The following is a 25196-nucleotide window of genomic DNA, read 5'->3' as shown; positions in this document are numbered from 1 at the left end:
ATGAACGCATGGAGCGGTTCACCGACGCGCACGGCGTGCACATCCACTACCTGCGCCGCGAGGCCGACGAGCCGCGGGCGGTCGTGCAGTTCGTGCACGGCGTGGGCGAGCACGTCGGGCGCTACGACCTGCTCTTCGATGCATTGACGGATGCCGGGTACAGCGTGTTCGCCGACGATCATCGCGGCCACGGGCAGACCGGGTTCGAGCAGCACGGCGGCGACCTCACGCGCATGGGCCGTCCCGGCCCCGGGGGCATCCGCGGGCTGATCGACGCGGTGCACCAGCTCACCGGCATCGCGCGCGAGGCGCACCCCGACCTGCCGCTCATCCTCATAGGGCACTCGCTCGGGTCGCTCGTCGCGCAGATCCTGCTGAACCAGTACCCGCACGATCATGACGCGGTCGTGCTCACCGGCAGCGCGTACCGCACCGTGCTCCACATGGAGTCGGGCGACCTGAACAAGCGATTCCGGCACCTCGGGCCGACCCCGGTCGAGTGGCTGAGTCGCGACCGCGCGGTCGCCGAGGCGTTCATGGCCGACCCGTACTGCACGCCGACGCCCACCCAGAAGCTGTTCGGGCTGGTCGACTCGGCGCGCCTGCTCGGCCGTCCGGCTCGCCACCTGCCGACCGAGCTGCCGCTGCTCCTCATGGTGGGCGAGATCGACCCGCTGGGCGGCGAGGACAGCAACGTGCGACTCGCCGAGGCCTACGCGCGCCGGTCGGGGCTCACCGACGTCGAGCTGATCGTCTACCCGGGCGCCCAGCACGAGATCTTCAACGAGACCAACCAGGCCGAGGTGCGCGCCGACCTGCTCGCGTGGCTCGACGCGCGCTTCCCCGTGCGAGTCTGACCCGCGGCATCCGCCCACCTCCCGTTCGCAACGGCCAGCCTGCGCCGTGCCGGCCAGTCCTGCACGGCTGGCCGGTTCGACGCAGGCTGGCCGAACGGTGCGGAGCGCACGAGGGATGAAACGTTCGAAGGTCGCGCACCCCTTGACAGGCACGGCGCGGCGGGCGGATGCTAGGGTACGATCGAGTCGTGAGAGCGCTCTCACGAGGCATCCGCCGCACCGACGCGGCCGAACAACGGAGTTCACCGATGACGACACCCTCGACGACGAGGAACCGCACGACCACCTCTGACGACCACCGCCCGCCGGGCGCCCGACGCGCACTCCGCGCCGCCCTCGCCGCCGCCGCGGCACTCGCCCTCGCGACGCTCGCCGCCCAGCCGGCCCACGCCGCGAACGACGTGCTCCACCCGGGCGCCGAGCTCTGGGCGAACCCCTCGAGCACGACCTACGAGGCGGCCGACGCACTGACCGGCGACGCCCGCGACGACGCCCTGCTGCTCGCGGGCATCGGCTCGGCCACCTGGTTCAACGGCGGCTCGCCGATCGACGTGAAGCAGCGGGTGAAGCAGGCCGTCGTGCACGCGCACGCGGCCGGGCAGGTGCCGGTGCTGGTGGCGTACAACATCCCGTTCCGCGACTGCGCGCAGTACTCGGCGGGCGGGGCGACGACCCTGGCCGAGTACGAGGCGTGGATCGACGGCTTCGCCAAGGGCATCGGCAACAAGGAGGCCGTGGTGATCCTCGAGCCCGACGGCCTCGGCATCATCCCGTGGTACACCTCGGTCGACGGCGTCGCCGAGTGGTGCCAGCCGTCGGAGGCCGACCCCGCGACGGCCGCCGACGAGCGCTTCGCCATGCTGAACCACGCGGTCGACGCGTTCGCCGCGCTGCCGAACACGGCGGTCTACCTCGACGGCGTGCACAGCGGCTGGCTGAACGTCGGCGACATCAGCGACCGGCTGATCCGCGCGGGCGTCGAGCGCGCCGACGGGTTCTACCTGAACGCGTCGAACTACCAGTACACGGCGAACCTCGAGGCGTACGGCCGCTGGATCTCGTCGTGCATCGCCCTCCTCACCGAGCTCGGCGGAGGCGTCGGCGACTGCGGCAACCAGTACTGGAACGGCGGGCCGGCCACCGGCTGGAGCGGCGTCGCGATGAGCCCGTACGGCGAGTGGAGCTCCGGGGCATCCGACCCGGCCCTCGACACGGCCGGCGTCGACTCCCGCTACGCGGCCTCGCTCGGCGACGTCGAGCCGTCGACGCACTACGTGATCGACACGAGCCGCAACGGCGTGGGCCCGTGGAACGTCGCGCCCGGCACCTACCCCGACGTGCAGGACTGGTGCAATCCGCCCGACCGCGGCCTCGGCCTGCTGCCGACGACCGACACCGGCGTCGACCTCATCGACGCCTACCTCTGGATCAAGGTGCCCGGCGAGTCCGACGGCGAGTGCTTCCGCGGCACCGGCGGGCCGGAGGACCCCGAGCGCGGCATGATCGACCCGGCTGCGGGCGTGTGGTTCCCCGAGATGGCGGCCGAGCTGATCGCGAACGCGGTGCCCCCGCTCCCGTAGGCGGGGCCGAGCGGATGCCCCGGGCCGCACGCCGCGCCCGGGGCATCCGTCGCCGCCCGCTGCGGCCAGTCTGCGTGTCGCGGGCCAGTCCTGCACGGCTGGCCGGCGCGACGCAGGCTGGCCAACGCGAACCCCACCCGGGCGCATCGCGCCCGAATAGGCTGGGGCGCATGCACGGTGAGTACAAGGTTCCCGGCGGCAAGCTCGTGGTCGCGGACTTCGACGTCGAAGGCGACGTCATCGCGAACGCCCGTGTCTCGGGCGACTTCTTCCTCGAGCCCGACGACGCACTGGTCGACATCAACGGCGCGCTGAACGGCCTGCCCGCGGCATCCGACGCCCGCACCATCGCCGCCGCGATCGACCGCGCGCTGCCCGAGGGCGCGACCCTGCTCGGGTTCAGCCCCGAGGGCGTCGCGGTCGCCGTGCGGCGGGCGATGACGGATGCCACGAGCTGGCACGACTACGAGTGGGAGGTCGTGCACGACGCGGCCGTGCCCCCGCGCCTGCACCTGGCGCTCGACGAGGTGCTCGCGAACCGCGTGGGCGACGGGCGACGCAAGCCCACCCTGCGCATCTGGGAGTGGGACGAGTCGGCGGTCGTGATCGGCAGCTTCCAGTCGGTGCGCAACGAGGTCGACCCCGAGGGCGCGGCGAAGTACGGGTTCGACGTGGTGCGGCGCATCTCGGGCGGCGGGGCGATGATGATGGAGGGCGGCAACGTCGTCACCTACTCGCTCTACGTGCCGGGCGAGCTGGTGCAGGGCATGAGCTTCGCCGACTCGTACGCGTTCCTCGACGACTGGGTGCTGCAGGGCCTGCACTCGATCGGCGTCGAGGCCACGTACCAGCCGCTGAACGACATCGCGAGCCCGCTCGGCAAGATCGGCGGGGCGGCGCAGAAGCGCCTCGGCGGCGGCGGGGTGCTGCACCACGTGACCATGGCGTACGACCTCGACAACGCGAAGATGCTCGAGGTGCTGCGCATCGGCCGCGAGAAGCTCAGCGACAAGGGCATCGCGTCGGCAGACAAGCGCGTCGACCCGCTGCGCAGCCAGTCGGGCCTCAGTCGCGGCGCCATCATCGAGGCGCTGAAGGGCACGTTCAGCCAGCTCTACGGCGCGACGCCCGGCACGGTGAGTGCCGAGGAGCTGGCCGAGGCCGAGGCGCTGGTCGCCAGCAAGTTCGCGACTGAGGAGTGGCTCAACCGCGTGCCGTAAGATGCCCGCGTGGACTGGTGGGTGCTCCCCGCGATCATCGCGGTGGCCGTGGTGGCGGTGATCGTCGCGACCCGGCTCGGCTGGATCGACTTCTCGAACAAGGCGGGCCGCACGTCCGGCAGCGCCGGGCTCGTCGGCATCGGCGACGAGGTGTTCGCGCCGCGCAAGCACGAGGCCCAGGTCGAGCTCGACCGGCAGACGCTCCTGCCCGCGCCCGCGCCGCTGCCCGGCGACGGCGACAAGGGCATCGTCGAGGCGGCGGATGCCGCGGGGCCGGCCTCGTCCGACCCCGACGCGATGCCCCAGCTGCTGCCCGAGCCCGAGCGCCGCGCGCCGTCGCCCGACCGGTTCGCCGGCCGCATCCGACTCGACGTCGACTGACCCGCGCCCGGAGCTCAGCCCGCCGCGACCACCTGGGCGAGCGAGCCGCCCCAGTCGGTCGCGCGCCCGAGCTCGCCGTCGGCCAGCGGCCCCTCGAACCCGTGCACGCCGAACGTCTCCGCCTTCGCCGCGGGCTCGAACCCGAGCCCCACGAGCTGCTTCAGCGCCTTCTTCGCCGCCGACCCGGGCAGCCGGGGCGTGACCGTGCGGGTGTCGAAGGTGGCGACGCGGATGCGGCGCGGCGCCGAGTCGAGCGCGTCGATCCACTCGCGGATCCCGCGCTCCGGAACTCGTGGCGCGCCGCGATCGCGCGCCGTCCGGCGCGTGTCGGGCGTCGACATGCCGAACCCCTGGGTCGGGCCGCCGACCAGCAGCAGGTCGAGGTCCGCGGGCAGCGCCGCATCCGCGGCATCCGTCGTCACCACCTCGACGTCGGCGGGCCGCAGCCCGTCCGCGATCGCCTCGGCGATCGCCGCAGTGTTCCCCCAGGCCGATTCCACGACCACCAGTACGCGCATCGATCCGCCCTCCCGCGCCGAGCCTACGGACCCGCTCGTCCACGTCGACAGGACCTTCGGCCCGCGACCGGCGAACTGCGGCAGACTGGGCGGGTGCCGCCGCTCGCCGGGCCCGACCGGATCATCCACGCCGACAACCTCGACGTGCTCCCCGGCCTGCCCGACGCGGCGTTCACGCTCGTGTACCTCGATCCGCCGTTCAACTCGGGGCGGGTGCAGGGGCGCCGGCCGACCACGAACGTGCGCAGCGCGACCGGCAGCGTGGTCGGGTTCCAGGGGCAGCGCTACGAGCGCATCCGCGGCGACCTCGTGCACTACGACGACCGGTTCGACGACTACTGGGGGTTCCTCGAGCCGCGGCTGGCCGAGGCGTGGCGCCTGCTCGCCGACGACGGCACGCTCTACCTGCACCTCGACTACCGCGAGGCGCACTACGCGAAGGTGCTGCTCGACGCGCTGTTCGGGCGCGAGTGCTTCCTGAACGAGATCATCTGGGCGTACGACTACGGCGGCAAGTCGAAGCGGCGCTGGCCGAGCAAGCACGACACGATCCTCGTCTACGTGAAGGACCCGAAGCGGTACTACTTCGACTCGACCGCGGTCGACCGCGAGCCGTACATGGCACCCGGGCTCGTGACCCCCGAGAAGGTCGAGCTCGGCAAGCTGCCGACGGACGTCTGGTGGCACACGATCGTCTCGCCCACGGGCAAGGAGAAGACCGGCTACCCGACGCAGAAGCCCGAGGGCGTGATCCGCCGCATGATCCAGGCGTCGAGCCGCGAGGGCGACTGGGTGCTCGACTTCTTCGCCGGCAGCGGCACGACCGGGGCGGTGGCGGCGGCGCTCGGGCGCAGGTTCGTGCTGGTCGACGAGAACCCGGCGGCGATCGAGGTCATGCGCGGCCGGTTCGGCGAGATCAGCGGGGTCGAGTTCGAGGAGGCCGTCGCGAGGGGGTGACCCCACCCGCTCGGGTATGCGGATGGCATGCCCGCCATTGCGGTGCGAGCGGATGCCTCGCTACCGTGTGTCGCGAAGACCGACCTGCCGCCGCCGGCACGTGCGTGCCCCTTCCCCCCGGCCCAGGCACGACGAGGGGGAGGCACCATGTCCGTGCAACTCGATGACCTGCGCGCGGGGGTGGACGGCCGGGTCGTGGCACCCGGCGACGACGGCTACGACGACGCCCGCGCCGTCTACAACGGCATGATCGACCGGCGGCCCGCCGCCGTCGTGCGCTGCGCGAGCGTCGACGACGTGCGTGCGGTCGTGCGCGCCGCTGCGGCGAGCGGCGACGGCCTGGTCGTGCGCGGCGGGGCGCACAATGTGGCCGGCTTCGGCACTGCCGACGGCGTGCTCGTCGCCGACCTCGGCGACCTGCACGATGTGCGGGTCGACGTCGATGCGCGCACCGCGGTCGTCGGCGGCGGCGCGCGCTGGCGGCACGTGATGGACGCGACCGAACCGCACGGGCTCGCCACGACCGGCGGGCTCATCTCGACGACCGGGGTCGGCGGGCTGACGCTCGGCGGCGGCATCGGGTTCCTGTCGCGCCGGTTCGGGCTCGCCTGCGACAACGTGGTCTCGGCCGAGGTCGTGCTCGCCGACGGCAGCGTCGTGACGGCGAGCGAGACGAGCGAGCCCGAGCTGTACTGGGCGATCCGCGGCGGCGGCGGCAGCTTCGGGGTGGTGACCTCGTTCACGTTCCAGCTGCACGAGGTGCCGTCGGTCGTCGGAGGCCCGATCTTCTTCTCGCTCGACGACGCTCCGGCCGTGCTCGACCGGTTCGCCGAGTTCATCCGCACCGCGCCGCGCGAGTACGGCGGGTTCCCGGCGCTCGACGTCGCGGGCCCGGCGCCGTTCATGCCGCCCGACCGCGTGGGCGAGCCGATGTTCGCCGTGATCTCGTGCTGGACGGGCGATCCCGACGAGGGGCTGGCGCGTATCGGCACCTTCCGCGACGTGGCCGAGCCGGTCGCGGAGCACGTCGGCCCGGTGTCGTACGCGTTCCTGAACTCGGCGAACGACGCGTCCGCGCCCGCCGGCAACCGCCAGTACTGGCGGCCCCTGTACCTCGACGACATCGGCCCGTCGGTCGGCGAGGCCGTGCGGCGCTTCGGGCCGCTCGTGCCCGGGCCGAGCTCGGTGCTGCACCTGTATCCGTTCGATGGCGCGGTGCAGGACGTGCCGGCCGACGCGACGGCCTTCGGCGAGCGCGACGCGGGGTACCTCGGCATCGTCGCCGGCTCGTGGGCGGACCCCGCCGACGACGAGCGGGCGATGGCGTGGGTGCGCGAGTTCCACGGAGCGATCGCGGACGAGGCCCGGCCCGGCCGCTACTCCAACTTCAGCATGGGCGACGGCGGCGGCAGCGAGCACGCCGGGCTCGACGTCGCGCGCCTGCGCGCGGCGAAGCATCGGTACGACCCCGACAACGTCTTCCGGTTCAACCGCAACGTCGAGTCGTGAACCACAGGGGGAGGTCGCGGGCGCACGTCGCGTCTAGGCTCGTGGGGTGACCGACGCGACGACGCCCGTGACCGCAGCCGACCCCGTGCATGCCGGGGGAGGTGCCGTGGCGTCGCCGCACGCGGCGGCGAGCGAGGTCGGCGCCCGGATGCTCCGCGCGGGCGGCAACGCGATCGACGCGGCCATCGCGACCGCAGCCGCGCTGTGCGTGGCGTACCCGAGCATGGTGCACCTGGGCGGCGACCTGGTCGCCCTCGTGCGCACGCCCGACGGAGCGATCCGCTGCGTGAACGCGACCGGCACCGCACCGCGCGGGCAGACCCGCGAGCGGCTCGCCGAGCGGCACGGCGACGCACTGCCGCTGCGCGGCATCGACACGATCACGGTGCCCGGCGCGGTACGCGGCTGGGAGGCCCTCGCCGCGTTCGGCGGTCGCCTCGGCTGGGCCGACCGGCTCGCGCCCGCCGAGCGGATGGCGCGCGAGGGCGTGCCGGTCGCCCCGGCGATTGCCCGCGGCATCGAGCGCGGCCGCCCGATGCTCGAGCAGGACGCCGGCTTCCGCGAGGTCTTCCTCTCCCACCCCGAGCCCGCCCGCGTCGGGCGTCCGCTCGTGCAGGCCGCGCTCGCCGACACGCTCGCCCGCATCGCCGCTGGCGGCGCCGACGAGTTCTACTCGGGCGACGTGGCGCGCCGTTGGGTCGCGGGCCTGGAGGCGCTCGGCTCGGCGATCGCCCCGTACGACGCCGCGGCTTACGCGCCCGACGTCGTCGACCCGCTCTCGGCGAAGCACGGCGACCGCACCGTGCACACCAGCCCGCCGAACACGCAGGGGTACTCGCTGCTGCGCGCGATGCGGGCGGTGGCGGATGCCGCGTGGCCCGACCCGCTCGGCCGCGACGCCGGCGCCCTGGTCGACGCCTTCCTCGCGAGCAACGACGTGCGCGCGGCGCTGCTCGGCGACCCCCGCTTCGGCGCGCCCGACGGTGCGGCGCTCCTCGCCGCCACCGCCCCGTCGCGCGATCGCGACCTCGACCGGCACGCCGACGGCGACACGGTGGGCGTGGCCGTCGCGAGCGCCGACGGCACCGCGGTCTCGCTCATCCAGTCGCTCTACTACGGCTTCGGCTCGGGCATCCTCGAGCCGTCGACCGGTGTCATCTTCCAGAACCGCGGCGCGAGCTTCTCGCTCGACCCGGCCTCGCCGAACGTCGTCGCTCCGGGCAAGCGGCCCCGCCACACGCTCATGCCGGTGCTCGTCACGCGCGCCGACGACGTGGAGTACGTCTCCTCGTGCATGGGCGGGCAGGGCCAGCCGCAGATCCACACCCAGGTGCTGCTGCGCGCGTTCGCCGGTGCGTCACCCGCCGAGGCCGTCGCCGCGCCGCGGTTCATCGCGGGAGCCGACGGCGACGACGACGGGCGCTCGGTCTCGGTCGAGGCGGACCTCGACCCGGTCGCCCGCGACGCGATCGCGGCAGCGGGGCATCCGCTCGTCGAGGTGCCCGCGCGCTCCGACGGCCACGGGCACGCCCACCTGGTGCGGATCGATGCCGACGGCTTCACCGCGGGCACCGACCCGCGCGCCGACGGCGCCGCGATCGTCGTCTGACGGGGACCGGGTGGCGCGGAGCCGTCAGGCCGACGCGCGCAGCACGAGCTCGGTGTCGAGCATCGTCGCCGGCTCGACGTCCTCGCCCTCGATGAGCTGCACGAGCGTGCGCGCCATGGTCGAGCCCATCTCGAGCGACGGCTGGTGCACCGTGGTGAGCGGCGGCACGGCGGTCGCCCCGTAGTTGTCGTCGTCGAACCCCACCACGGCGATGTCGTCGGGGATCGAGAGTCCGGCCTCCCGGATGGCCGAGTACGCGCCGATCGCCATCTGGTCGTTGGCGGCGAAGAGCCCGTCGATCGGCTCGCCGCGATCGAGCAGCCGGCGCATGGCCGCCGCACCGGTCGTGGGGGAGAAGTCGCCGAACTCGACCAGGTCGTCGGCGAGGCCCTCCTCCTGCAGCGCGCGGCGCCAGCCGGCGAGGCGGTCGACGCCCGGCGGCATGTCCTGCGGGCCGGCGATCGTCGCGATGCGCCTGCAGCCGCGGTCGATGAGGTGGCGGGTCGCGAGCTCCGCGCCGTGCACGTTGTCGACGTCGACGGTGTGGGTCACCTGCTCGGCGGGGTCGAGCGGCCGGCCGCCGAACACCACCGGCAGCGATCGGCTGACGTGCGCGTACGAGTGGTCGCCGGTGTGGTGCGAGACGACGAGCGCGCCGTCCACGTTGCCGCCCAGGAGGTAGCGCCGGGTCTTGTCGACCGACCGCTCCGACTCCATGAGCATCGAGAGCGTGTACTCGGTGTCCGACAGGGCGAGTGCGACGCCCTGCACGAGCGTCGCGAAGAACGGGTCGTTGAAGACCCGGGCCGTCGACTCGGGCACGACGAGCGCGATCGCGTGCGTGCGACGGCTCGCGAGCGACCTCGCCGCGCGGTTGGGCACGTAGTTCAGCTCGGCGATCGCGGCCTGCACGGCCTCGACGATCTCGGGCGTGACCTTGGGCGAGCCGTTGACGACCCGCGAGACCGTCGCGCGCGAGACGCCCGCCCGCGCGGCGACCATCTCGAGCGTCGGGGTCGCGCCCGCGGCACCCGCCTGGGTCATGCTGTGCTCCCGCCTCCCGGCACGCCGGTGTCGGCCGGGTTGCCACCAACGGTACTCGCCGATGCGGCGACCGGGCGCGAGGCGGCGATTCGCCGGGCGTACCAGAGCGCCGAGTCCTTGGGCGTGCGCACCATCGTCTCGTAGTCGACGTGCACGATGCCGAACCGCTTGTCGTAGCCCCACGCCCACTCGAAGTTGTCGAGCAGCGACCAGACGAAGTAGCCGCGCACGTCGGCACCGTCGGCGATCGCGTCGGCGACGGCGTCGACGTGCGCCTCGATGTAGGCGGTGCGCTCGGGGTCGTGCACGGCGCCGTCGGCCGAGACCTCGTCGTCGTACGCGGCGCCGTTCTCGGTGACGTACAGCGGCGGCAGGTGCTCGTACTCCTCCCCGAGGCGCACGAGCAGGGTGCGCAGGCCCGCGGGGTGCACCTCCCAGTCCATGGCCGTTCGCGGCAGCCCGCGCCAGGGCATGGTCACGTACTCGCTGCCGACGAAGGGCGACCGACCCGGCTTGTCGGTGGGCTTCGCCGACGGCACGTGGTCGGCGGGCAGCGGCCGGCCGCTCACGCAGTCGTCGTGGTAGTGATTCACGCCCAGGAAGTCGATCGGCGCCGAGATCACCTCGAGGTCGCCCGGCTCGATGACGTCGTCGAGCCCCTGCCCGCGCACGTCGTCCAGCAGGTCGGCCGGGTACGCGCCGCGCAGCATCGGGTCGAGGTACATCCGGTTCCAGATGGCGTCGATGCGGCGGGCCGCCTCGACGTCCGCCAGGTCGTGCGGGTTGAGCGGCACCGCGTTGGTGAGGTTGAGCGTGATGCCGAGTTCGATCTCGCGCCCCGAGGCATCCGCCCGCTCCCGCAGCAGCGAGACGGCCGTGCCGTGCGCGAGGTGCTGGTGGTGCACCGCGGCCAGGCCCGCGCGGGGGTCGTTGAGGCCCGGGGCGTGCTCGCCGCCGACGTGGCCGATGAGCGACGAGCAGAACGGCTCGTTGAACGTGGTCCAGTGCGACACCCGGTCGCCGAGCGCCGCGTAGGTCGCCTCGGCGTAGTCGGCGAAGCGGGCGACCACGTCGCGGTTCGCCCAGCCGCCCTGCTCCTGGAGCGCCTGCGGCAGGTCCCAGTGGTAGAGGGTGAGCCACGGCAGGATGCCCGCCTCGAGCAGCTCGTCGACGAGGCGCGAGTAGAAGTCGAGGCCCGCCGCGTTGACGGTGCGCCCGTCGGGCACGACCCGCGCCCAGCTCGTCGAGAACCGGTACGAGTCGAGGCCGAGGTCGCGCATGAGCGCGACGTCCTCGCGGTAGCGGTGGTAGTGGTCGACCGCCCGCTCGGGGGTGTCGCCGTTCGCGACTGCGCCGGGCACGCGCGCGTACGCGTCCCAGATGGAGTCGAGCTTGCCGTCCTCGTGGGCGGCGCCCTCGATCTGCGCGGCCGCGGTGGCCGAGCCCCAGAGGAACCCGTCGGGGAACGTGCGCGCCATCAGCCCTTCACCGCCCCGGCCATGATGCCCGAGATGAGCTGCTTGCCCGCGACCACGAAGAGGATCAGCAGCGGGATGGTCGCCATCACGGCGCCCGCGAGCACGATCGAGTAGTCGATGTAGTAGCCCGACTGCAGCTGGCTGAGCGCGGTCTGCAGGGTCGGGTTGGTCGGGCTCAGCACGATCAGCGGCCACAGGTAGTCGGTCCACGCCATCATGAAGGTGAACAGCCCGAGGATCGCCATCGCCGGGCGCGCCGCCGGCAGCGCCACGTGGAAGAACGTGCGGATCTGGTTCGCGCCGTCGACGCGCGCCGCCTCGATGAGCTCGTCGGGGATCACGTCGACCAGATACTGCCGCATGAAGAACACGCCGAACGCGGTGACCAGCGTCGGCACGATGACCGCGCCGATCTCGCCCGTCCAGCCCAGCTCGCGCATGACCATGAACAGCGGGATGATGCCGAGCTGCGTCGGGATCGCCATGGTCGCGATGACGAAGATCATGAGCCCGTCGCGGCCGCGGAAGCGGAGCTTGGCGAAGGCGTAGCCCGCGAGCGTCGAGAACGTCACGACCGAGATCGTGATGATCGAGGAGATGAGGATCGAGTTCCACAGCGCGAGCCAGAACGGGATGGCGTCGAGCACCTGCACGGCGTTCGCGAGGAAGTTGCCGCCCGGAATCAGGGGGAGCGTCTCTCCGCGGGTCGCGTTGGTGCCGCTCGCGACGACGAACGACCACCACAGCGGGTACGCGCCGCCGATGACGAACGCGGCGAGCAGGCCGTAGGTGAGGAACCCGGGTCGGCTGCCGAGGCCGGCCTGGCCGGAGCCGCGGGCCCGGCGGGGGCGGCCGTACTTGTCGACCTTCTCCCGGCGGTCGGGCGAGACCACGTCCACCTCGACGGCGGGGACGGGCTCGGGGGTTGCGGTGGTCATGCGTCGGCTCCCTTCCGGGCCGCGCGGCGCGCGGCGCGCCGCCCTCCTCGCGCGTCGCCGGTGGCGACCCTGCGCGAGAGGAGGAAGTTGACGAGGCCGAAGGCCACGATGAGCAGGAACAGCAGCCAGGCCACGGCGGACGCCTCGCCGAAGTCGCGCCGGAAGAACGCGAGCTCCCACATGAACAGCACGGTGGTCTGGAACTGCCGGTCGGCGCCGCCGATGCCGCCCGCGTTCGACACGTCGAACAGGCGCGGCTCGGTGAAGATCTGCAGGCCGCCGATGGTGGCCGTGATCACGACGAAGATGAGGGTCGGGCGGATGCTCGGGATGGTGACCGAGAAGAAGCGGCGCGCGGCACCGGCGCCGTCGATCGCCGCCGACTCGTAGAGGTCGCGCGGCACGGCCTGCATCGCGGCGAGCAGGATGAGCGTGTTGTACCCGGTCCAGCGCCAGTTCACCATCGACGCGATCGCGATGTGGCTGAGGAACGTGTCGTGCTTCCACTGCTGGTCGGGGATGCCGACGAGGTTCAGCAGGTTGTTGACCAGGCCGTCGGCCTCGTTGAACACGCTCGAGAAGATGATGGCGACCGCGACGGGCGTGACGACGTAGGGGAGCAGGATGCTCATGCGCCAGAAGGTCTTCGCGCGCAGCCCCTGGTCGAGCAGGTAGGCCAGCAGCAGCGCCATCGCCAGCTGCGGAATCGCGCTCAGCAGGAAGATGCTGATCGTGTTGCGGATCGAGTTCCAGAAGAACCGGTCGTTCAGGATCGCCCAGAAGTTGTCCATGCCGACGAAGTCGCCCTGGCCCTTCAGCAGGTCCCAGTCGAACAGCGAGACCCAGAACGTGTAGGCGAGGGGGAACAGGCCGACGATGCCGAACAGGAGGAAGAAGGGGGCGACGTAGGCGTAGGGGCTGGCCTTGACGTCGAAGCGGCTGACGCGCTGGCGCCAGGTGAGGCGGCTCTCGCGGGGCGGTCGGTCGTCGTCGCCCGAGCCGGTGCCGGTCGGCGGCGTGAGGGTGGAGGTCATCGCGGGTCCTGTCGTGCGGGGTGCGTGCGATTTCGGGGGCGGATGCCGCGGGGCGGCGCGCGGGCTCGGCGCGCGGTTCACGCGGCGTCGTCGGAATGCGGGGTTCGTGGGGCGGGGCCCCCGGGCGCTGTCTCCCGGGGACCCCGCGCTGGTGCCGGGCTCGGTCTAGCCGACCAGCTCGTCCAGCAGCACGATCGCCTCGTCCCAGGCCTCCTGCGTGGAGACCTCTCCGCGGTCGAGCTTCTGCAGCGGCGGGCCGAAGACGTTCTCCTGGATCACCGAGTCGTCCGGACCCTTGAACTGGGCGACCACGCCGACCGAGCGACCCGCGAGGATCTCGCCGACGGGGGCGTCGTTGAAGAACTCGTTGGGCGTCGGGTTCGCCGCGAGCTCGTCCTGCGCACCGACGGTGCTCGGGAAGGTGCCGGCCGCCTCGAACTGCGCGACCTGCTGCTCGGGCTGGGTCAGCCAGTCGGCGAGCGCCGCGGCAGCGGCCTGGTGCTCGCTGGTCTCGGGCACCGCGAGGAACGCGCCGCCCCAGTTGGCCGCGCCGCCGGGGAAGACGTCGGCGAAGTCCCAGCCGGTGGTGGCGTCGCCGCCGCCGGCCTCGGTGTTGCCCTGCACGACGCCGAGCATCCAGCCCGGGCAGACGAACGTGGCGAAGGTGCCGTCGACGAACGACTTGCCGCCGTTCCAGTCCCAGGCCGCCTGGGCGGCCGACAGGCCGTCCTCGGTCGCCGCGCCGAGCAGCTCGAAGCGCTCCTGCAGCTCGGCGTTGCCCTCGACGTTCAGGTCGCCGTCGGCGGTGTAGTAGCCCTCGTCGAGCTGGTTGACCATGGCGTTCCAGACGAAGCCGGAGTGGTCGTACCAGGCCTTGCCGGTGGCCTCCTGGTAGTCGCGGCCGACGTCGAAGAAGTGCTCCCAGTCGCCGTCGATGAGCTCGGCCACCTCGGCGCGGTCGCTCGGCAGGCCGGCCTCCTCGAACAGCACGCCGTTGTAGCAGAGGCCCTCGGGGCCGATGTCGGTGCCGTAGCCGATGACGCGGCCGTCGGCGTCGGTCGCCTGGGCGTACTTCCAGTCGACCCAGTCGCCCGAGCGGTCCTCGATGCCGAAGTCGCGCAGGTCGACGAACGTGTCGGAGACCTCCATGATCGAGCCGAGCCAGCCCTCCTCGATCGCGACGATGTCCGACAGGCCCGAGCCGGCCGCGATCTTCGTGAACGCGTCGGTGCGGGCGTTGCCGCCGGTGTCGATGTTGGTCGCCTCGATCGTGATGTTCGGGTTCTCCTCCATGTACTGCTCGTAGAGGTCGTCGTACCCGAAGGTGCCGAACGTGGTGATCGTCAGCGTGATGGGCTCGTCGCTCGCTGCATCGTCGGTGCCGCCTCCGGAGGAGCAGGCGCTGGCGAGGAGGGCGACGGACGCGGCGCCGGCAACAGCCGCCGCGACCTTCGTGTGGCGTGAGAGCTTCACGGTCACTCCTTTGTGTGTGTGCGTTGGGGTCGGGGAATGTGCTCACAAGAGAGCGCTCTCTCAACTCCGTGAGAGCGCTCTCACGCTTGCGGGACCGATGCTTGCACGCGGTTCGGACCGGTGTCAAGAGAGCGCTCTCACGAATCTTCGGATTCGCGCCGATCGTGACCGTTCCGTGACCGAACGCGCACGATGCGGGCGAGCGGATGCCTCGGGCGGGCCGTTCGCTCAGAGCGAACGGCCGACCGGCGTTAGGCTCGAACCCATGGCCGCCGCTTCCCGATCCCGGGCCTCGCGCCAGGGGCGCCGCAACACCACCGCGATCGTCGTCTCCCTCGTCGTCGCGCTCGTCGCCGCCCTCGCGGCCGGCGCGCTGTTCGGCGCGTTCGCGGGGGCGGGCAGCTCGTCGGCCGAGCCGACCGAGACCGCCACGCCGACCCCGCGGCCCGAGCCCGCGTCGACGCCCACCGCCGAGCCGGTCGACACGTTCGATCGCCAGGCCAACTCGCTCGACGATCCGACCAGCATCTGGGTCGTGGTCAATAAGCTCAACCCGCTCGAGCCCGCGAACTTCGTTCCGCCCGACCTCGTGCAGGTGCCGGTCGCGCACACCTGGGTGCCCGAGATGCGGCAGGAGGCGTCCGACGCCATCGTCGCCATGTTCACCGCCGCCTCGGAGGAGGCCGGCCTCGCGCTCGCCTCGAACTCCGCCTACCGCAGCTACGACTCGCAGGCGGCGATCTACACCGGCAACGACCTGCTCACCGCGCGACCCGGCTACAGCGAGCACCAGACCGGCCTGACGATGGACATCGGCGCAGCGTCGGGCGTCTGCTCGCTCGACGTGTGCCTCGCCGACACCGCAGAGGGCATCTGGCTGCGCGACAACGCCTGGCGGTTCGGCTTCATCCTGCGCTACCCGGCCGACAAGACCGAGGTCACCGGGTACCAGTTCGAGCCGTGGCACTTCCGCTACGTCGGCACCGACCTCTCGACCGAGATGCACGAGACCGGCGTCACCACGCTCGAGGAGTTCTTCGGGCTCCCCGCAGCGCCGGAGTACCCGGCCGACCAGGGGTAGCGTAGGCCCAGGGGGAGGCGGCAATGCCCGAGGCGACGCACCGCGGTCGACGCACCGATGCGCGCCTCGCGATGGGCGTGCTCGTCACGAGCCAGCTGCTCGCGGGGCTCGGCGTGGCCACGGGCATCGCCGTCGGCGGCATCCTCGTCGAGGACATGACCGGGGCGGTCGCCCTCGCCGGCCTCGCGCAGACCGCCATCGTGCTCGGCGCGGGCCTGCTCGCCGTGCCGATGGCGCGCATCGCCGTCGCTCGCGGCCGCCACGTCGCACTCGCGTCCGGCTACGCCGCCTCGGCGGTCGGCGCGGTGCTCATCGTCGTCGCCGCGGTCACCGGGCTGGCCTGGGTGCTGATCCCCGGGTTCGCCGGCATCGGGGCCGCGACGGCCGCCGGCCTGCAGGCCAGGTTCGCGGCGCCCGAGGTCGTGCGCCCCGAGTTCCAGGCCCGAGCGATGTCGCTGGTGCTCTGGGCCACCACGATCGGTGCGGTCGCCGGGCCGAACCTCTCCCAGTGGGGCGACGACGTCGGCCGCGGATGGGGCCTGCCGTCGTTCGTCGGCCCGTTCGCCTTCTCGTTCGTCGCGTTCGCGATCTGCGCCGTGCTCGTCGCAGCGCTGCTGCGCACCCCGCCCGCCGGCACCCTGCAGGACGACGAGCCCGACGCGGAGGCGTCCGACGAGCCCGCGCCGAGCGCGTTCCGCGCGCTCCGCACGGCGGTGCGCGAGCCGCAGGCGCTGCTGGCGGTCCTCGCGATCGTCACCGCGCACACCGTCATGGTCGGCGTCATGGTGATGACGCCCGTGCACCTGCACGTGAACGGCCTGGGCATCCCGCTCATCGGGCTCGTGGTCTCGATCCACATCCTCGGCATGTACGGCGCCAGCCCGCTGGTCGGCTGGCTGGTCGACCGCATCGGCACCGTGCGCGTGATCGGCATCGGCGTGGTCGTGCTGGCCGCCGCGGTCACGGTCGGCGGGTTCTTCGGCAGCGGCTTCATCGGGGCATCCGTCGCCCTGGGCCTGCTGGGGCTCGGCTGGTCGGCGGGCCTGATCGGCGGGTCCGCGCTGCTCACCCACGCGGTCGACCGGCGCCTTCGCGTGCCCCTGCAGGGGGCGACGGATGCCGCGATGAACCTCGCCGCGGCCGCCTCGGCGGCCTTCTCCGGGCTGATTCTCAGCGCCGGCGGGTACGGCGCGGTGAACGCCGTCGCGGCGGTCCTGCTGCTGCCCGTGGTGGTCGCCGCGATCCGCGTCGTGGTGCGGAAGTCGGCGCTCACCGGCTGATTCCCGGCGCGGCCGGTCGGAGGCGCTTTCGGCGCGCCGAATTCGAACTCTGCTCACGTTTCATTCAGGAAACGTGACGGATTCGCCCAGACGGGGCTGGAACCGTGTCCGGCGGCCCGATTCCCGCGCATCGTCGCGCCTCCCCATCCCCGATCGCTCCGGGCCCCCGAACCCCCCCTGGACCCCCGTGCAGAACACCTCCTTCCACCGTGCCCGCGCACGGGTCGTCGCGCTGCCCGCGACCACCGTGCGCCGTGTCGTCCTCTCCACCGCCGCCTTCGGCACCGTCGCCGCGTGCGCCCTCGGCGCCGTCGTCACGAACTCGTGGGCAGCGCCCAAGACGCTGACCGCCGCCGCGCAGGCCTCGCTCGAGAACGCCGAGCTCGTGGCATCCGTCACCCCCGCCCCCGCCGAGCCCGTCGTCTTCGACGGCGCGTCGATCGACGAGATCCCGGTCACCGGCGGCACCGAGGTGTCGGTCGAGGGCACCGACCTCACGATGGTCGCCGCGGTCGCCGTCGACGGCGACGAGGTCGAGATCATCGACCACGCGGACGATGCGATCGCGTTCGAGATGCCCGCGGCCGACGCCGGGCGCACCGGCGACGTCGACGTGACCTTCCTCGACGAGGACGGCGAGGAGATCCCCGTGGTCGACCCCGCCGCCGTCGTGGACAACTCGGCGTCGGTCGCCGGCACGGAGCTCGTGCAGGTGCTGACCGAGGACGGCGCGCTCGCGCCCGTCGCAGACGAGGCGGACGACGTGGAGGCGGCGGAGTCGCAGGCCGACGCAGCCGACGCAGCCGACGCCCTCGTGCTCACCTACGTGGCCGACCCCGCCATCGAGAAGCAGATGCGCTACGTCATGAAGTACTGGAAGTCGTACAACAGCGCGAAGTACATCGTGATCTCGGGCGCCGACTGCGCGAACTTCACGAGCCAGTCGCTCGCCGCCCGCGGCTGGGAGATGGACTCGGGCTGGAACTACTCGGCCGCCGGCTACTCGCCGAGCTGGATCAGCTCGACCGCGCTGCGCGACTACCTCGCCACGCAGACCGATCGCGCGACGAACCTCGGCTCGGAGCGCTCACAGGTCAAGGTCGGCGACATCGCCCAGTTCGACTGGGACAACTCGGGCGACCGCGACCACACCACGATCGTCAGCCGCGTCGAGCACACCAGTGCGGGCACCAAGATCTGGGTCGCCGGCCACACCAAGGACACCGACTACTGGAACGTCGACGAGGCGATCGCCTCCGGCGGCTCCGTCTACTTCTGGAGCATCCACTAGCCCCTCGCGCGCTCCGCCGCGAGTCGTCACGAACTGTCGCTTCAGGCACCTGGATTCCGGCACTCCGTGACGACTCGATGCCCGCCGCGATGGGTCAGGCCGAGTCGAGCACGGCGCCGGATGCCGCGGGCAGCACCAGGCCCTCGGGCGACACCGAGGCGCCGGCATCCGTCGCCAGGAGCACGTGACCGGAGACCGGCACCGTGACGGGCGCGTCGCCGAGGTTCACGCCGACGGCCAGCGCGCCGCGGTGCAGCACGATCCAGCGCTCGTCCTCCGAGTACTCGACGCGCACGGTGCCGAAGCGCGGGTCGGTGAGCTCGGGCCGGGCTCGGCGCAGCGCGAGCAGCTCTCGGTAGAGCGCGTGCGTTCGGGCGTGCAGGTCCCCGCCGTCGTCGCGGTCGCCGTACGGCTCGGTCCAGTCGAGCTTCGAGCGCGTGAAGGTCTCGGGGTCCTGCGGGTCGGGCACGACCGACGGGTCCCAGCCCATGCGCGCGAACTCGGCGATGCGCCCCTCGGCGGTCGCGCGGCCGAGCTCCGGCTCCGGATGCGACGTGAAGAACTGCCACGGCGTCGACGCCGCCCACTCCTCGCCCATGAAGAGCATCGGGGTGTTCGGCGCGGTCAGCATGAGCAGGGCCGCGAGCCGCAGCCGGCCCTCGCCGAGCGTCGCGGTGAGCCGGTCGCCGATCGCGCGATTGCCGATCTGGTCGTGGTCCTGCGCGAACACGACGAGCGCCGACGCGGGCGTGCGCTCGCGGTCGATCGGGCGGCCGTGCGTGCGCCCGCGGAAGCTCGAGAACGTGCCGTCGTGGAAGAACCCGCGCTCGAGCACCTTCGCCAGCGCGCCGACCGAGTCGAAGTCGGCGTAGTAGCCGACGGTCTCGCCGGTGAGATTCACGTGCAGGGCGTGGTGGAAGTCGTCGCTCCACTGCGCGGTCATGCCGAGCCCGTGCGCGGCGCGCGGGCGGATCATGCGCGGGTCGTTGAGGTCGCTCTCGGCGATGAGCGTGAGCGGGCGGCCGAGCGTCGCTGAGGCGGCATCCGTCTCGATCGCGATCTCCTCGAGCAGGTGCGTGGCGCGGTGGTCGAGCAGGGCGTGCACGGCGTCGAGCCGCAGCCCGTCGACGTGGTAGTCGCGGAACCACATCCGCACGTTGTCGAGGATGTACCGGCGCACCTCGTCGGAGTCCGGCCCGTCGAGGTTGACCGACAGCCCCCAGGTGTTGGCGGAGGCCTGGTGCAGGTACGGCCCGAACTCGGGCAGGTAGTTGCCGCTCGGGCCGAGGTGGTTGTAGACCACGTCCTGGATCACCGCGAGTCCGCGCCGGTGGCACGCGTCGACGAACCGCTGGTACGCGGCCGGCCCGCCGTAGGTCTCCTGCACCGCGAACCAGGCCACGCCGTCGTAGCCCCAGTTGTGCGTGCCGTTGAACGCGTTGACCGGCAGCACCTCGACGAAGTCGACGCCGAGGTCGACGAGGTGGTCGAGCCGCTCGATCGCCGAATCGAGCGTGCCCTCGGGCGTGAACGTGCCGATGTGCAGCTCGTAGATCACCCCGCCCGCGAGCGGCCGGCCGTGCCAGTCGCCGTCGCCCCAGTGGTGCGCGCCCGGGTCGAACACGCGGCTGAGCCCGTGCACCCCGTCGGGCTGGCGGCGCGAGCGCGGGTCGGGCCGCGGCGTGTCGCCGTCGCCCAGGAGGAACCCGTAGTCGGTGCCGGGGGCGGCGGATGCCTCGGCCGACCACCACCCGTCGGCCCCGCCGGTCATCGGCACGCGCTCGTCGCCGGCCACCAGGGTGACCCGCTCGGGCGTCGGTGCCCACACGCGGAACTCGGTCATGTCGTCTCCCTCGAAGAGTCGTCTCGTGGGGGTCGGGGCGCGATCGGATGCCTCGCCGCGTCGCCCGCCCGGCTCGCGCCCATCACGCCGGCCCCAGCAGCGCCACCGGGTACGTCGCGAGCAGCTCGCCCATCGGCACGACGCCGCCCTCGAAACGCCGCCCGGTCAGCACGTCGACCGTCGGCCCGGAGTGCCGCAGCAGCACCGTGCCCGCCCACGGGTCGTCGCCGCGCGCGGCGAGGCCGACGGGCAGCCGCGTCGCCACCGCGAGCGCCCCGCCGCGGTCGAACGCGATCGCGTGCGCCGCCGCGGGGCCTTCCACGGCCATCGGCGTGTACCGCGTGAACCGCTCCGGACGGTCGCGCCGCAGCCGCAGCGCCCGCGAGGTCACGAGCAGCTTCGCCGCGCCCGACTCGTCGACCGGCGGCAGCGCGCCCGCGTCGATCTCGGCGAGCAGGCGCCTGCGCTCGCCGAAGTCCACGGGCCGCCGGTTGTCTGGGTCGACGAGGCTCGTCTCCCACAGCTCGCTGCCCTGGTACACGTCGGGCACGCCGGGCCCGGCGAGCTGCACGAGCTTCGCCGACAGCGAGTTCGACCAGCCCGGCGCCGAGAGCTCCGCGACGAGCCCCTCGACGATCTCGCGGGCGCGCGGGTCGTCGAAGGCGGCGTCGACGGCACGGTGCATCCGCTGCTCGAATGCCTCGTCGGGTGCGGTCCAGGTGGTCGAGACGGATGCCTCGCGCGACGCCTTCTCGGCGTAGGCGTGCAGTCGCTCGCGCGACGCCGGCCACGACCCGAAGATCGCCTGCCAGAGCAGCGCGTCGAACGGCCCGTCGCCCGTCGGCGCGATCGCCCGCAGTTCGCCGAGCGCCGCCGCCCAGCGCTCGGGCACCTCGGCGAGCACCGAGAGGCGCGCCCGCACGTCCTCGCCGCGCTTCGTGTCGTGCGTCGACAGCGTGGTCATCGAGAGCGGCCACTCGGCCTGCCGCCTCGCGAACCGCTCGTGCAGCGTCGGCACGTCGATCGCGAACTCCGACGGATCGGCGCCCACCTCGGTGAGCGTGCCGAGCCTCGTCGCCCGGTAGAACGCGGTGTCCTCGACGCCCTTGGCCATGACCATGCCGCTCGTCTGCTGGAACCGCACGGCGGCCGGATGCCCCGAATCGCCCAGCACCGCAGCGACCGCGTCGATCGTGCCCGCCAGCTCGGGCCGGCGCAAGCGCGCCTCGGCCACCGCATCCTCCAGGTGCTCCCGCCCATACGGCAGGTACGACCGGTACACCGGGAAGCACGTCAGCACCTCCGCCACCGCGTCCGCGACCCGCGTATCGCCGAACCTGCGCAAATCGTCGTTCTCAGCGCTCAGAGCGTCGAATCGTGCAGGCTCGGCGGGGGCGAGGAGTTCGCGGGTCAGGCGGAGGACCTCGGAGTGGAGGATGCCGTCGGCGATCGCGCGCTTCGTGGTGTGGATGAGGTCGGGCCAGGCGGGCGCGGGCGTGCCGCCGCGCAGCTCGGTGTCGAGCGCGTCGAGGGCCGGCGCGCCTGCGGGGTCGACGAAGACGCGGTCGATGTCGGCGAGCGCGTCGTAGCCGCTCGTGCCGTCGGCCTCCCAGTGCGGCGGCAGCGGCTCGTCGCCCTCGAGGATCTTCTCGACCAGCACGTACGCGTGCCCGGTCGCCGCGGCGAGGCGGTCGAGGTAGCCGCCCGGGTCGCGCAGCCCGTCGGGGTGGTCGACGCGGATGCCGTCGGCGAGCCCCTCGCGCAGCCAGCGGACGATCTCGGCGTGCGACTCGTCGAACACCCACGGCACCTCGACCCGTACGCCCGCGAGCTGGTTCACCGCGAAGAAGCGCCGGTAGTTGAGGTCGAAGTCGGCCCGCCGCCAGTCGATCAGCTCGTAGTGCTGCCGGTCGTGCACGGCGACCGGGTCGTCGCCTGCGGCGGCGGTTCCGGATGCCACGGGGAACCGGTGGTCCCAGTAGTGCAGCTCGAACCGCGGCGCGCCCGCCGCGTCGCCCGTCGGCCCCGAGGCATCCGCCTCGTCTTCGCTCGGCTCGACCTCGACCAGCCGCAGCGACGCGACGTCCTCCGCCGACCCCAGCACGGGCAACCGCAGCCGCCCGCCGCCGAACTCCCAGTCGATGTCGAACGCCTCCGCGAACCGCGACGAACGGCCGCGCTCGAGCACGTCCCACCACCAGCGCATCTCGGCGGGCACCGCCACGCCGACGTGGTTCGGCACGGTGTCGAGGAGCACGCCGAGCTCGTGCGCCCGCGCAGCCGCGACCGCCCGCGCGAGCCCCTCGGGCCCGCCCCGCGCGGCGTCGACCCGCGAGTGGTCGACCACGTCGTAGCCGTGGTCGCTGCCCCCCGCCGACTCGAGCAGCGGCGAGAGGTAGAGCCAGTCGGCGCCGAGCGCGCGCACGTAGTCGGCGATCCCGGCGACCCGGTCGAGGTCGAAGCCCGCCCGCACCTGCAGGCGATAGGTCGAGACCGGTCGGCGCATCAGTCCTCCGTGGGTGGTTCGGATGGTTCGGATGGTTCGGGTGGTTCGGAGTCGGAGTCGGCCGGCGCATCGGGCTCGTCGTCGACCGGCGACGGGATCGGCTTCGTCGGCGTGCGGGTCGCGCTCGCGGCATCCGTCGCCTCGACCGCGGCCGACGCCGACCGCGGTGACGCGACCCGCGCCGCCGCCTTCGCCTCGATCTCGGTGGCGGCCTCGGCGACCGCCTCGGCCTCGGCCGCGGCCTCGCGCTCGGCCGCCTCGGCATCGCCGGCCGCCGCTGCCTCGGCCGCGGCCTCGCGCGCCTCCTGGCCCGGCTCCGGGTCCTCGGTCTCGATGTCGCCCCCGCCGCGCGCGAGCATCGCGTCGAACGCGGCGCTCGACTGCACCGGGATCGCCCCGGTCTGCGCGCTCCGCACCGCGAGCGACGCGGCGACCGAGTGGTCGGGCTCCGCCTCGTCGACGGCGTGCGCCCGCATGACCAGCAGCGACTTGCCCACGAGCGTGAGCCGCTGGCCGGCGCGCTTGGGCGGGGCATCCGCCGACATGCCCGAGGTGTCGAGGATGATGTCCCACTGCCGCCTGGTGCGGGTGGGGATCGTGAACTTCGCCGGCTCGGGGTCGGCGTTGAAGAAGAGCAGGAAGTCGACGTCGGTGATCGGCTCGCCGCGTGCGTCGCGCTCGCGGATGCCGTCGCCGTTCAGGAACACGCCCACGGTGCGTGCGAGCGGCCGGTCCCAGTCGGCGGGCTGCATGCGCGTGCCGTCGCGGCGCAGCCAGACGATGTCGGGCAGCTTCGCGCCCTCCTCGCTCTCGACCGGGCGGCCGTCGAAGAACTGGCGGCGGCGGAAAGTCGGGTGGTCCTTGCGCAGGCGCGACACCGCGGCGGTGAACTCGATCAGCGGCTCGTCCGCGGCATCCCAGTGCACCCAGCTCAGCTCGTTGTCCTGCGCGTAGACGTTGTTGTTGCCGAGCTGCGTGCGTCCGAGCTCGTCGCCGTGCAGCAGCATCGGCACGCCCTGCGAGAGCATCAGGGTCGCGATGAAGTTGCGCTGCTGGCGGGCCCGAAGCGTGAGCACCTCGGGGTCGGTCGTCTCGCCCTCTGCGCCCGAGTTCCACGAGCGGTTGTGCGATTCGCCGTCCTTGCCGCCCTCGCCGTTGGCCTGGTTGTGCTTCTCGTTGTACGACACGAGGTCGTGCAGCGTGAACCCGTCGTGCGCGGTCACGAAGTTGATCGACGCGAACGGGAACCGGCCGCTGTTCTCGTACAGGTCGGCCGAACCGGTGATGCGCCCCGCGAACTCGCCGAGGCTCGACGGCTCGCCGCGCCAGAAGTCGCGCACCTCGTCGCGGTACTTCCCGTTCCACTCGGTCCACTGCGGCGGGAAGTTGCCGACCTGGTACCCGCCGGGCCCGACGTCCCACGGCTCCGCGATGAGCTTCACCTGCGAGACCACCGGGTCCTGCTGCACGAGGTCGAAGAAGCTCGACAGGCGGTCGACGTCGTAGAACTCGCGTGCGAGCGTCGCCGCGAGGTCGAAGCGGAACCCGTCGACGTGCATCTCCAGCACCCAGTACCGCAGGCTGTCCATGATGAGCTGCAGGGCGTGCGGATGCCGCACGTTCAGCGAGTTCCCGGTGCCGGTGTAGTCGGTGTAGTACCGCTTGTCGGCCTCCTCGAGCTTGTAGTACGCGGCGTTGTCGATGCCGCGGAACCCGATGGTCGGCCCCAGGTGGTTGCCCTCGGCGGTGTGGTTGTAGACGACGTCGATGATGACCTCGATGCCGGCCTCGTGCAGGGCCCGCACCATCGACTTGAACTCCTGCGCTTGCTGGCCGAGCTCACCGGTCGACGAGTACTCGTTGTGCGGCGCGAGGAAGCCGATCGTGTTGTAGCCCCAGTAGTTGCGCAGGCCCTTCTCGAGCAGCGTCGAGTCCTGGACGAACTGGTGCACGGGCATGAGCTCGAGCGCGGTCACGCCGAGCCGCTGGAGGTGCTCGATGACCGCCGGGTGCGCGACCCCGGAGTACGTGCCGCGCTGCTCCTCGGGAATGGCCGGATGCAGCTCGGTGAGGCCCTTCACGTGGGCCTCGTAGATCACCGTCTCGTTGTACGGCGTCTTGGGCGGCCGGTCACCCGCCCAGTCGAAGAACGGGTTGATGACGACCGAGTGCATGACGTGCGCGGCCGAGTCCTCGTCGTTGCGCGAGTCGGGGTCGCCGAAGTCGTACGAGAACAGCGCCTGGTCCCAGTCGAACGCGCCCGCCATGGCCTTCGCGTACGGGTCGAGCAGCACCTTGTTCGGGTTCGCCCGCAGCCCCCGCTTCGGGTCGTACGCGCCGTGCACCCGGTAGCCGTAGCGCTGGCCGGGCTGCACCTGCGGCAGGTAGGCGTGCCAGACGAACGCGTCGACGTCCTGCAGCTCGACGCGGGTCTCGGTGCCGTCCTCATCGAAGAGGCAGAGCTCGACGCGCTCCGCGGCCTCGCTGAACAGGGCGAAGTTGGTGCCGCTGCCGTCGAATGTCGCGCCGAGCGGATATGCGGTTCCGGGCCACGCCTGCATTCAGTCCCCTTCCGAAGCAATGCGTCATCATCGCAC

19 protein-coding genes are annotated in these 25196 nt (G+C 72.5%); 10 read left to right on the top strand and 9 right to left on the bottom strand.

Annotation, left to right across the window (positions count from 1 at the left end):
• The first annotated feature begins 8 nt into the window (after nt 1-8).
• The 4 genes from QMG39_RS06170 (at nt 9) to QMG39_RS06155 (ending at nt 4038) form a co-directional block, all read left to right on the top strand.
• Nucleotides 9-857, top strand: coding sequence for an alpha/beta fold hydrolase (locus QMG39_RS06170; RefSeq protein ID WP_281883126.1), 849 nt, complete (start codon nt 9-11; stop codon nt 855-857).
• Nucleotides 858-1105: 248 nt separating this feature from the next.
• The gene (locus QMG39_RS06165; protein ID WP_281883125.1) at nt 1106-2437 is read left to right on the top strand and encodes a glycoside hydrolase family 6 protein; all 1332 of its coding nucleotides are present in this window, start codon (nt 1106-1108) and stop codon (nt 2435-2437) included.
• 170 nt (nt 2438-2607) lie between these two features.
• Nucleotides 2608-3657, top strand: a complete 1050-nt coding sequence (lplAB, locus tag QMG39_RS06160; protein ID WP_281883124.1) for a lipoate-protein ligase LplAB — start codon at nt 2608-2610, stop codon at nt 3655-3657.
• A gap of 9 nt (nt 3658-3666) precedes the next feature.
• On the top strand, nt 3667-4038 hold the full coding sequence (locus tag QMG39_RS06155) for a hypothetical protein (RefSeq protein ID WP_281883123.1): 372 nt from the start codon (nt 3667-3669) through the stop codon (nt 4036-4038).
• A 14-nt stretch (nt 4039-4052) separates the two neighbouring features.
• Here QMG39_RS06155 and QMG39_RS06150 read toward each other — a convergent pair whose 3' ends face one another.
• The gene (locus tag QMG39_RS06150) at nt 4053-4556 is read right to left on the bottom strand and encodes a flavodoxin domain-containing protein (protein ID WP_281883121.1); all 504 of its coding nucleotides are present in this window, start codon (nt 4554-4556) and stop codon (nt 4053-4055) included.
• 93 nt (nt 4557-4649) lie between these two features.
• Here QMG39_RS06150 and QMG39_RS06145 point away from each other — a divergent pair, with 93 nt between their 5' ends.
• From QMG39_RS06145 to QMG39_RS06135, 3 genes are all read left to right on the top strand, one after another.
• A complete protein-coding gene (locus QMG39_RS06145; RefSeq protein WP_281883119.1) occupies nt 4650-5513 on the top strand; it encodes a DNA-methyltransferase in 864 nt (287 codons plus the stop codon).
• A 147-nt stretch (nt 5514-5660) separates the two neighbouring features.
• Nucleotides 5661-7022 (top strand): FAD-binding oxidoreductase, encoded by a 1362-nt coding sequence (locus tag QMG39_RS06140; RefSeq protein WP_281883117.1) that lies wholly within the window; start codon nt 5661-5663, stop codon nt 7020-7022.
• 46 nt (nt 7023-7068) lie between these two features.
• The gene (locus QMG39_RS06135; RefSeq protein ID WP_281883115.1) at nt 7069-8631 is read left to right on the top strand and encodes a gamma-glutamyltransferase family protein; all 1563 of its coding nucleotides are present in this window, start codon (nt 7069-7071) and stop codon (nt 8629-8631) included.
• Between the two features lie 24 nt (nt 8632-8655).
• Here QMG39_RS06135 and QMG39_RS06130 read toward each other — a convergent pair whose 3' ends face one another.
• From QMG39_RS06130 to QMG39_RS06110, 5 genes are all read right to left on the bottom strand, one after another.
• On the bottom strand, nt 8656-9675 hold the full coding sequence (locus QMG39_RS06130; protein WP_281883113.1) for a LacI family DNA-binding transcriptional regulator: 1020 nt from the start codon (nt 9673-9675) through the stop codon (nt 8656-8658).
• Complete coding sequence (locus QMG39_RS06125) at nt 9672-11153, bottom strand: GH1 family beta-glucosidase (RefSeq protein ID WP_281883111.1); 1482 nt, start codon at nt 11151-11153, stop codon at nt 9672-9674. Before QMG39_RS06125 ends, QMG39_RS06130 begins: the two co-directional genes overlap by 4 nt.
• Nucleotides 11153-12091, bottom strand: coding sequence for a carbohydrate ABC transporter permease (locus QMG39_RS06120; protein ID WP_281883109.1), 939 nt, complete (start codon nt 12089-12091; stop codon nt 11153-11155). Before QMG39_RS06120 ends, QMG39_RS06125 begins: the two co-directional genes overlap by 1 nt.
• Entirely contained in the window at nt 12088-13125 is a 1038-nt protein-coding gene (locus QMG39_RS06115) for a carbohydrate ABC transporter permease (RefSeq protein ID WP_281883107.1), read from the bottom strand. The genes QMG39_RS06120 and QMG39_RS06115 overlap by 4 nt, the downstream gene beginning before the upstream one ends.
• A 165-nt stretch (nt 13126-13290) precedes the next feature.
• Complete coding sequence (locus QMG39_RS06110; RefSeq protein ID WP_281883106.1) at nt 13291-14598, bottom strand: ABC transporter substrate-binding protein; 1308 nt, start codon at nt 14596-14598, stop codon at nt 13291-13293.
• Nucleotides 14599-14863: 265 nt separating this feature from the next.
• Between QMG39_RS06110 and QMG39_RS06105 the strand changes: the two genes are divergently transcribed.
• From QMG39_RS06105 to QMG39_RS06095, 3 genes are all read left to right on the top strand, one after another.
• Entirely contained in the window at nt 14864-15679 is an 816-nt protein-coding gene (locus QMG39_RS06105; RefSeq protein ID WP_281883104.1) for a M15 family metallopeptidase, read from the top strand.
• Between the two features lie 23 nt (nt 15680-15702).
• Nucleotides 15703-16959 (top strand): MFS transporter, encoded by a 1257-nt coding sequence (locus QMG39_RS06100; RefSeq protein ID WP_281883102.1) that lies wholly within the window; start codon nt 15703-15705, stop codon nt 16957-16959.
• A 187-nt stretch (nt 16960-17146) separates the two neighbouring features.
• A complete protein-coding gene (locus QMG39_RS06095; protein ID WP_281883100.1) occupies nt 17147-18250 on the top strand; it encodes an amidase domain-containing protein in 1104 nt (367 codons plus the stop codon).
• 94 nt (nt 18251-18344) lie between these two features.
• Here QMG39_RS06095 and treZ read toward each other — a convergent pair whose 3' ends face one another.
• The 3 genes from treZ to glgX form a co-directional block, all read right to left on the bottom strand.
• Nucleotides 18345-20093 carry a malto-oligosyltrehalose trehalohydrolase gene (gene treZ, locus QMG39_RS06090; RefSeq protein ID WP_281883098.1) on the bottom strand — a complete coding sequence of 583 codons (1749 nt, stop codon included), beginning with the start codon at nt 20091-20093 and terminating at the stop codon, nt 18345-18347.
• A gap of 82 nt (nt 20094-20175) precedes the next feature.
• Nucleotides 20176-22599 carry a malto-oligosyltrehalose synthase gene (gene treY, locus QMG39_RS06085; protein WP_281883096.1) on the bottom strand — a complete coding sequence of 808 codons (2424 nt, stop codon included), beginning with the start codon at nt 22597-22599 and terminating at the stop codon, nt 20176-20178.
• Nucleotides 22599-25160 carry a glycogen debranching protein GlgX gene (gene glgX / locus QMG39_RS06080; protein WP_281883094.1) on the bottom strand — a complete coding sequence of 854 codons (2562 nt, stop codon included), beginning with the start codon at nt 25158-25160 and terminating at the stop codon, nt 22599-22601. Before glgX ends, treY begins: the two co-directional genes overlap by 1 nt.
• Nucleotides 25161-25196: the final 36 nt, after the last annotated feature.

This window comes from Agromyces rhizosphaerae, from assembly GCF_027925245.1.
GTDB lineage: Bacteria > Actinomycetota > Actinomycetes > Actinomycetales > Microbacteriaceae > Agromyces > Agromyces rhizosphaerae.
This window is presented reverse-complemented; position numbering and strand designations above follow the sequence as displayed.

Bases quoted from the DNA above. Each gene is read 5' to 3' on its own strand.
- QMG39_RS06120 (WP_281883109.1), bottom strand. From the start codon at position 12,091: ATGACCACCGCAACCCCCGAGCCCGTCCCCGCCGTCGAGGTGGACGTG.
- treY (WP_281883096.1), bottom strand. From the start codon at position 22,599: ATGCGCCGACCGGTCTCGACCTATCGCCTGCAGGTGCGGGCGGGCTTC.
- QMG39_RS06165 (WP_281883125.1), top strand. From the start codon at position 1,106: ATGACGACACCCTCGACGACGAGGAACCGCACGACCACCTCTGACGAC.
- QMG39_RS06100 (WP_281883102.1), top strand. From the start codon at position 15,703: ATGCCCGAGGCGACGCACCGCGGTCGACGCACCGATGCGCGCCTCGCG.
- lplAB (WP_281883124.1), top strand. From the start codon at position 2,608: ATGCACGGTGAGTACAAGGTTCCCGGCGGCAAGCTCGTGGTCGCGGAC.
- QMG39_RS06115 (WP_281883107.1), bottom strand. From the start codon at position 13,125: ATGACCTCCACCCTCACGCCGCCGACCGGCACCGGCTCGGGCGACGAC.
- QMG39_RS06170 (WP_281883126.1), top strand. From the start codon at position 9: ATGGAGCGGTTCACCGACGCGCACGGCGTGCACATCCACTACCTGCGC.
- QMG39_RS06105 (WP_281883104.1), top strand. From the start codon at position 14,864: ATGGCCGCCGCTTCCCGATCCCGGGCCTCGCGCCAGGGGCGCCGCAAC.
- QMG39_RS06140 (WP_281883117.1), top strand. From the start codon at position 5,661: ATGTCCGTGCAACTCGATGACCTGCGCGCGGGGGTGGACGGCCGGGTC.
- QMG39_RS06125 (WP_281883111.1), bottom strand. From the start codon at position 11,153: ATGGCGCGCACGTTCCCCGACGGGTTCCTCTGGGGCTCGGCCACCGCG.
- treZ (WP_281883098.1), bottom strand. From the start codon at position 20,093: ATGACCGAGTTCCGCGTGTGGGCACCGACGCCCGAGCGGGTCACCCTG.
- QMG39_RS06150 (WP_281883121.1), bottom strand. From the start codon at position 4,556: ATGCGCGTACTGGTGGTCGTGGAATCGGCCTGGGGGAACACTGCGGCG.
- glgX (WP_281883094.1), bottom strand. From the start codon at position 25,160: ATGCAGGCGTGGCCCGGAACCGCATATCCGCTCGGCGCGACATTCGAC.
- QMG39_RS06130 (WP_281883113.1), bottom strand. From the start codon at position 9,675: ATGACCCAGGCGGGTGCCGCGGGCGCGACCCCGACGCTCGAGATGGTC.